The following is a 7,389-nucleotide window of genomic DNA, read 5'->3' as shown; positions in this document are numbered from 1 at the left end:
ATGCCTTTCGGGCGCGTGGGGGTCCGGGGGCGGGCCGACGCGCACCGTCGGCCGGCCCCCCGCTCACTCACCTCATGTACCGCCCCCCAGCCGCCCCGCCTCCCGCGCCCAGCGGTACTTCGCGCCGAGCACGGCCACCGGCTTCTCGGTCGTGTACGGGTAGGCCACGACCCCGCGCTCGAAGAGGTACTGGCAGGCCTCCTCGACCTCCACGTCTCCCGCGAGCGACGCCACCACGGGCTTCTCGATCCCGCGCTCCCGGAACTCGGCCACCACACGCGCGGTGAGCTCCGCGAAGACCATGGGAGGAGTGACGATGGTGTGCCAGTAGCCGAGGACCAGCGCGTGGATGCGCGGGTCCTCCAGACCCAGCCGGATCGTCGCCTCGTACGTCGACGGCGGCTCGCCCCCGGTGATGTCCACCGGGTTGCCCGCGGCCCCGAAGGGCGGGATGAACTTCCGGAACGCCTCGTCCAGGTCAGGCGGGATCTCCATCAGGGACAGCCCGTTGTCGGTCACCGCGTCGGAGAGCAGCACACCGCTGCCGCCGGCGCCCGTGATGATCACGACGTTGTCGCCCTGGGGAGCGGGCAGCACCGGCAACGCGCGCGCGTACTCCAGCATCTCGTTCAGCCCCGGCGCCCGGATCACCCCGGCCTGCCGCAGGATGTCGTCGTACACGGCGTCGTCGCCCGCCAGGGCACCGGTGTGCGAACCGGCCGCCCTGGCCCCCGCCGCCGTCCGCCCGGCCTTCAGCACGACCACCGGCTTCTTCGGCACGGTCGCCCGCGCGGCCTCCACGAAGGCGCGGCCGTCCTTGAGGTCCTCCAGGTGCATCGCGATGCAGTCGGTGTGCGGGTCCTCGCCGAACCAGGTCAGCAGGTCGTCCTCGTCCAGGTCCGACTTGTTGCCGAGCCCGACGATCGCCGACACACCCGTCTTGGTGGTGCGGGCGAAGCCCAGGATGGCCATCCCGATGCCGCCCGACTGCGAGGTCAGCGCCACCCCGCCCTTGACGTCGTACGGCGTGCAGAACGTGGCGCACAGGTCCTGCCAGGTCGAGTAGTAGCCGTAGATGTTCGGCCCCAGCAGCCGTACTCCGTACCGCTCGGCGATCGCCACGATCTCCGCCTGGAGTTCGTGCTCGCCGGTCTCCGCGAAACCGGAGGGGATCAGTACCGCGTTCGGGATCCCCTTGCGCCCCACCTCCTCCAGGGCCGGGGCCACGAACTTGGCGGGGATCGCGAAGACCGCCACATCCACCTCACCGGGAACGTCCGTGACACTCTTGTACGCCTTGCGGCCCAGAATGTCATCGGCCTTGGGATTCACCGGATGGATGTCCCCGGCGAAGCCGCCGTCGATGAGGTTGCGCATCACCGAATTGCCGATTTTGCCCCGCTCGTTGGACGCGCCGATCACCGCGACCGAGCTCGGCTGCATCAGCCGGCGCATCGACGCGAGGATCTCGTCCCTCGAGTACGTCCGGCGCGGCGCGGGCTGCGACTCGGCGAGGATCACCCGGATGTCGGCGGCGACGGCCCCTTCCGCCGTCGCGATCACCGGGTTGAGGTCCACCTCGGCGATCTCGGGGAAGTCCGCGACGAGTTGCGACACCCGTCGGATCTGCTCGGCGACGGCCCACCGGTCCACGCCCACCTGGCCGCGCACCCCGCGCAGGATCTCCGCGGAGCGGATCGAGTCCAGCATCGACAGCGCCTCGTCGGCGTCCACCGGGGCGAGCCGGAACGTCACGTCCTTCAGGACCTCGACGAGCACTCCACCGAGCCCGAAGGCGACCACCTTCCCGAACGTCGGGTCCGTGACCGCCCCGACGATGACCTCCTGCCCCTTGGGCAGCAGCTCCTGCACCTGCACACCCGAGATGCGGGCATCGGGGTCGTACGCACGCGCGTTGTCGATGATGGTGTGGAACGCGGCCCGTACGTCCGTGGCGCCCTCGACCCCGACGATCACCCCGCCGGCGTCGGTCTTGTGCAGGATGTCCGGCGAGACGATCTTCATCACGACGGGCCCGCCGAAGCGCGCCGCGAACGCCACGGCCTCGTCGACGTCCGTCGCCAGTTCCTCGCCCGGTACGGCGATCCCGTACGCGTCGGCGATCACCTTGCCCTCGGGCGCGGTCAGCGCGGTCCGCCCCTCGGCCCGCGCGGACTCCAGGAGGGACCGCACCCGCAGGACCCGGTCTTCCGCCATCACGTCAGATCACTCCGTTCGACTTGAGCAGGCGCACTTCCTCGTCGCCGAGGCCGAGTTCGCCGACGTAGACCTCTTCGTTGTGCTCACCGAGCAGTGGGGAGCTGGTCACCTCGACGCGGGAGTCGGACAGCTTGAGCGGGCTGCCGACGGTCACGAAGTCGCCGCGCTCGGGGTGGGGGACGGTGACGACCATCTCGTTGGCGACGAGCGAACGGTCCTCGATGATCTCCCGGGTGGACAGGATCGGCCCGCACGGGATGTTGCGCGCGTTGAGCCGCTCCAGGACCTCCCACTTGGGCAGCGTCGAGGACCACTCCTCGATCAGCTGGAACATCTTGCCGAGCTTGGGCAGCCGCGCCTCGGGCGTCGCCCACTCGGGGTCGTCGGCCAGCTCGGGCCGGCCGATGAGCTCGCTGATCGGCTGCCAGCCGACGGGCTGCACGATGACGTACACGTAGTCGTTCGGGCCGCCCGGCGCGCACTTGACCGCCCAGCCGGGCTGGCCGCCGCCCGACGCGTTTCCGGACCTGGGAACCTCGTCGCCGAAGTCCTCGTTGGGATATTCGGCGAGCGGCCCGTGTGCCAGACGCTGCTGGTCCCGCAGCTTCACCCGGCACAGGTTGAGTACGGCGTGCTGCATGGCCACGTTGACCCGCTGCCCGCGCCCGGTGCGCTCCCGTTGGTAGAGCGCGGCGAGGATGCCCGCCACGGCGTGCACACCCGTCCCCGAGTCCCCGATCTGGGCCCCCGTCGCCAGCGGCGGCCCGTCCTCGAAACCGGTGGTCGACATCGACCCGCCCATGGCCTGCGCGACGACCTCGTACGCCTTGAAGTTGGTGTACGGGCCCTCGCCGAACCCCTTGATGGAGGCATAGACGATCCGTGGATTGATCTCCTGGATGCGGTCCCAGGTGAAGCCCATCCGGTCCACCGCGCCCGGGCCGAAGTTCTCGACCATGACGTCGGAGCGCCGGATCAGCTCGGTGAGGATCTCCTTGCCGCGCTCGGTCTTGGTGTTGAGGGTGATGCTCCGCTTGTTGCAGTTGAGCATCGTGAAGTAGAGGGAGTCGACGTCCGGGAGGTCACGCAGCTGCTTGCGCGTGATGTCTCCGGTCGGCGCCTCCAGCTTGACGACGTCCGCGCCGAGCCAGGCGAGCAGCTGGGTCGCCGAGGGCCCGGACTGGACGTGGGTCATGTCCAGGACGCGGATACCTTCGAGGGCCTTGGTTCCTGTCATCGGGGCACCTCACTTGTACATGGTCTGGTTCATGGTTCCGGGGGCGTACGCGTCGGGGTCGACCCAGACGTTGATCAGCGACGGCTTGCCGGACTCGCGGGCGCGCAGCAGGGCCGGGCCGATGTCGGCGGGGTCGCGGACCTCCTCGCCGTGGCCGCCCAGCATCCGGGCGAACTCGTCGTAGCGGACGTCGCCGAGGGTGTTGCCGATCCGCTCGCGGTCCTTGCCGTACTTGGCGGCCTGGCCGTAGCGGATCTGGTTCATGGAGGAGTTGTTGCCGACGATGCCGACGAAGGGGAGGTCGTAGCGGACGAGCGTCTCGAAGTCCCAGCCGGTCAGGGAGAACGCGCCGTCGCCGAAGAGCGCGACGACCTCCTTGTCGGGCCGCGCCTGCTTGGCCGCGAGCACGAAGGGGACGCCGACGCCGAGCGTGCCGAGGGGGCCGGGGTCCATCCAGTGCCCCGGCGATTTGGGCTGCACGACCTGACCGGAGAAGGTGACGATGTCGCCGCCGTCGCCGATGTAGATGGAGTCCTCGGTGAGGAAGTCGTTGATCTCGCTGACCAGGCGGTAGGGGTGGATGGGTGAGGCGTCGGACTTCAGGTTGGGCAGCCGCTTCTCCAGAGCGGTCTGCTCGGCCGCCCGCAGCTCGTCCAGCCACTCCTTGCGCCTGGACGCACCTCCGTTGCCGTATCCATGAGAAGCGTGCCCGGAGGCCGCCTCGGTCACCGACTTCAGCACCAGGCCGGCGTCGCCCACGATGCCGAGGTCGATGTCGCGGTTCTTGCCGACCGTGCGGTAGTCGAGGTCGATCTGCACGACGGTCGCGTGCGGGGACAGCCGCTTGCCGTAGCCCATGCGGAAGTCGAACGGCGTCCCGACGATGACGATGACGTCGGCGTTGGAGAAGGCGTACCGGCGGGAGAGCTGGAAGTGGTGCGGGTCGCCGGGCGGGAGGGTGCCGCGTCCCGCGCCGTTCATGTAGGCGGGGATGTTGAGGGCCCGCACGAGTTCGATGGCCGACTCGGTGCCCCGGGTCGTCCACACCTGGCTGCCGAGCAGGATGGCCGGCTTCTCGGCGTGCACCAGCAGGTCGGCGAGCTTCTCGATCGCCTCGGGGTCGCCGGCCGAGCGGGTCGAGGCGCGGTAGGCGCCCTCCTGCGGCACACGCGCCTTGGCGGCCGGCACCTTGGCGTCCAGCACGTCGCGCGGGATCTCGAGGAAGGAGGGCCCGGGTGCGCCGTGGAAGCACTCGCGGAACGCCATGGACACCATGTCCGCGGCGCGGGCCGTGTCGGGCACGGTCGCCGCGAACTTGGTGATGGGGTTCATCATGTCGACGTGCGGCAGGTCCTGCAGGGACCCCATCTTGTGCTGGGTGAGAGCTCCCTGACCGCCGATCAGCAGCATGGGGGATTCCGCGCGGAAGGCGTTGGCGACGCCGGTGACGGCGTCGGTCGTCCCCGGTCCCGCGGTGACCACGGCGCAGCCTGGTTTGCCGGTGATGCGCGCGTAGCCGTCGGCGGCGTGGGCGGCGACCTGTTCGTGGCGTACGTCGACGACCTCGATGCCCTCGTCGACGCAGCCGTCGTAGATGTCGATGATGTGGCCGCCGCACAGCGTGTAGATGCGGTCGACCCCCTCGGCCTTCAGCGCCTTGGCTACGAGATGACCACCGGAAATCACGTCCTGGGTGTCCTCGGGCATGGCGAAGTCCTGTCCCTTCGTAGGGGGTTGGAGCGGCTCGCAGTACATTGCATACAGTCGACGAATACTGTATGAAGCTTGTTATCCCGCATCCGGTGGGTGGTGTCCAGGGGGCGTGCGGCATTTTCAGGGGACTGGGGGTCGCTCTCCGGAAGACACAGCAGTCAGGAGCCGAAATGGACCTGTACGAACACCAGGCAAGGGAACTCTTCGAAGAACACGGCATCTTGGTGCCGCGGGCCGAGGTGACCGACTCGCCCAAGGAAGCGCGCGAGATCGCACGCCGGCTCGGCGGTCGGGTCGTGGTGAAAGCCCAGGTGAAGACCGGCGGGCGCGGCAAGGCCGGTGGCGTGAAACTGGCCGCCGACCCGGCCGCCGCGGAGCTGACCGCACGCCAGATTCTCGGCATGGACATCAAGGGCCACACGGTCGGCACGGTCATGCTGGCTCAACCGGTGCACATCGAGACCGAGTTCTACGTGTCCTATGTACTCGACCGTGCGGCGGGCCGCTTCCTCGCCATCGCCTCGGCCGAAGGCGGCATGGACATCGAGGAGATCGCCGCCACGAGGCCGGAAGCGGTCGCCCGCATCCCCGTCGACCCGGCCGAGGGCGTGACCTCGGCCAAGGCCACCGAGATCGCCGACGCGGCCGGACTGCCGCACCACGCCGTCGACGTGCTGGTACGCCTGTGGGAGGTCCTGGTCCGCGAGGACGCCCTCCTCGTCGAGGTCAACCCGCTCGTCCGCACGAAGGAGGGCCGGATCCTGGCCCTCGACGGCAAGGTCACCCTCGATGACAACGCCCGTTTCCGGCAGGCACGCCGGGGCGCGGACGACACCGGGCACGGCGACCCGCTCGAGGCGGCCGCCGCCGCGAAGGGCCTCAACTACGTCAAGCTGGACGGCGAGGTCGGCATCATCGGCAACGGGGCCGGCCTCGTCATGTCGACGCTCGACGTGGTCGCGGGATGCGGCGCGCGACCCGCCGACTTCCTCGACATCGGCGGCGGGGCGAGCGCCCAGGTCATGGCGGACGGACTGTCGGTCATCCTCTCCGACCCGGCCGTGAAGTCAGTCTTCGTCAACGTCTTCGGCGGGATCACCGCCTGCGACGCGGTCGCCGACGGCATCGTGCAGGCCCTGGAGACCGTGCGGCTGACCAAGCCGCTCGTCGTACGTCTCGACGGCAACAACGCGGCCCGGGGCCGGGCCGTGCTCGACGAGCACGCCCATCCGCTGGTCCAGCAGGTCACCACCATGGACGGCGCCGCCGCCCGTGCCGCCGAACTCGCCACCACGGCCTGAGGAGAGGGAAAGCCATGGCCATCTACCTCACCACGGAGAGCAAGGTCCTCGTCCAGGGCATGACCGGCGGCGAGGGCATGAAGCACACCCGGCGGATGCTCGCGGCCGGCACGAACGTCGTCGGCGGCGTCAACCCGCGCAAGGCCGGCCGCAGCGTCGACTTCGACGACCGTTCCGTGCCCGTCTTCGGCTCGGTCGCCGACGGGATGCGCGCCACCGGAGCGGACGTCACCGTCGTCTTCGTGCCGCCCGCATTCGCCAAGGCGGCCGTCGTCGAGGCCGCCGACGCCGGTATCGGCCTCGCCGTCGTCATCACCGAGGGCATCCCCGTCCACGACTCCGTCGCCTTCACCGCGTACGCCGAGGGCAAGGGCACCCGCATCGTCGGCCCCAACTGCCCGGGCCTCATCACACCCGGCCAGTCCAACGCCGGCATCATCCCGGCCGACATCACCAAACCGGGCCGCATCGGACTGGTCTCCAAGTCCGGCACGCTGACGTACCAGCTCATGTACGAGCTGCGCGACATCGGCTTCTCCACCTGTGTCGGCATCGGCGGCGACCCCGTCGTCGGCACCACGCACATCGACTGCCTCGCCGCCTTCCAGGACGACCCCGACACCGATCTGATCGTCCTCATCGGCGAGATCGGCGGCGACGCGGAGGAGCGCGCGGCGGCGTACATCCGGGAGCACGTCACCAAGCCGGTCGTCGGCTACATCGCCGGATTCACCGCACCCGAGGGCAAGACCATGGGGCACGCCGGCGCGATCGTGTCCGGCTCCTCCGGCACGGCCACCGCGAAGAAGGACGCCCTGGAGGCGGTCGGCGTGAGCGTGGGCAGCACACCGACCGAGACGGCGAAGCTCGTGCTCGCGCGACTCGAAGGCCGGTAGCCCGGGCCTCCGACGCCGATCC

The 7,389-nt window shown here is 69.9% G+C and carries 5 protein-coding genes; 2 read left to right on the top strand and 3 right to left on the bottom strand.

Going from position 1 to position 7,389, the window contains the following annotated elements:
- Positions 1–72: 72 nt before the first annotated feature.
- From ACFU3E_RS23405 to ACFU3E_RS23395, 3 genes are read right to left on the bottom strand one after another with little or no spacing between them, the layout of a single operon-like run.
- Complete coding sequence (locus tag ACFU3E_RS23405; RefSeq protein ID WP_384161402.1) at positions 73–2,217, bottom strand: acetate--CoA ligase family protein; 2,145 nt, start codon at positions 2,215–2,217, stop codon at positions 73–75.
- Between the two features lie 4 nt (positions 2,218–2,221).
- Positions 2,222–3,457 (bottom strand): formyl-CoA transferase, encoded by a 1,236-nt coding sequence (frc, locus tag ACFU3E_RS23400; RefSeq protein ID WP_384161399.1) that lies wholly within the window; start codon positions 3,455–3,457, stop codon positions 2,222–2,224.
- 9 nt (positions 3,458–3,466) lie between these two features.
- Entirely contained in the window at positions 3,467–5,164 is a 1,698-nt protein-coding gene (locus ACFU3E_RS23395) for a thiamine pyrophosphate-binding protein (RefSeq protein WP_384161396.1), read from the bottom strand.
- A gap of 176 nt (positions 5,165–5,340) precedes the next feature.
- Between ACFU3E_RS23395 and sucC the strand changes: the two genes are divergently transcribed.
- Both sucC and sucD read left to right on the top strand, forming a co-directional pair.
- Positions 5,341–6,471 (top strand): ADP-forming succinate--CoA ligase subunit beta, encoded by a 1,131-nt coding sequence (gene sucC / locus ACFU3E_RS23390; RefSeq protein WP_384161393.1) that lies wholly within the window; start codon positions 5,341–5,343, stop codon positions 6,469–6,471.
- A 14-nt stretch (positions 6,472–6,485) separates the two neighbouring features.
- Entirely contained in the window at positions 6,486–7,367 is an 882-nt protein-coding gene (gene sucD, locus ACFU3E_RS23385) for a succinate--CoA ligase subunit alpha (protein WP_384161390.1), read from the top strand.
- The last annotated feature ends 22 nt before the right edge of the window (positions 7,368–7,389 follow it).

Source organism: Streptomyces sp. NPDC057424 (genome assembly GCF_042803315.1).
Taxonomy (GTDB): domain Bacteria; phylum Actinomycetota; class Actinomycetes; order Streptomycetales; family Streptomycetaceae; genus Streptomyces.
Note: the sequence above shows the minus strand (reverse complement) of the source record. Positions and strands in the feature narration are given on the sequence as shown.

What these genes read in the sequence shown, in the direction of transcription:
- sucC (WP_384161393.1), top strand. Translation starts at nt 5,341, where the DNA reads ATGGACCTGTACGAACACCAGGCAAGGGAACTCTTCGAAGAACACGGC.
- frc (WP_384161399.1), bottom strand. Translation starts at nt 3,457, where the DNA reads ATGACAGGAACCAAGGCCCTCGAAGGTATCCGCGTCCTGGACATGACC.
- sucD (WP_384161390.1), top strand. Translation starts at nt 6,486, where the DNA reads ATGGCCATCTACCTCACCACGGAGAGCAAGGTCCTCGTCCAGGGCATG.
- ACFU3E_RS23405 (WP_384161402.1), bottom strand. Translation starts at nt 2,217, where the DNA reads ATGGCGGAAGACCGGGTCCTGCGGGTGCGGTCCCTCCTGGAGTCCGCG.
- ACFU3E_RS23395 (WP_384161396.1), bottom strand. Translation starts at nt 5,164, where the DNA reads ATGCCCGAGGACACCCAGGACGTGATTTCCGGTGGTCATCTCGTAGCC.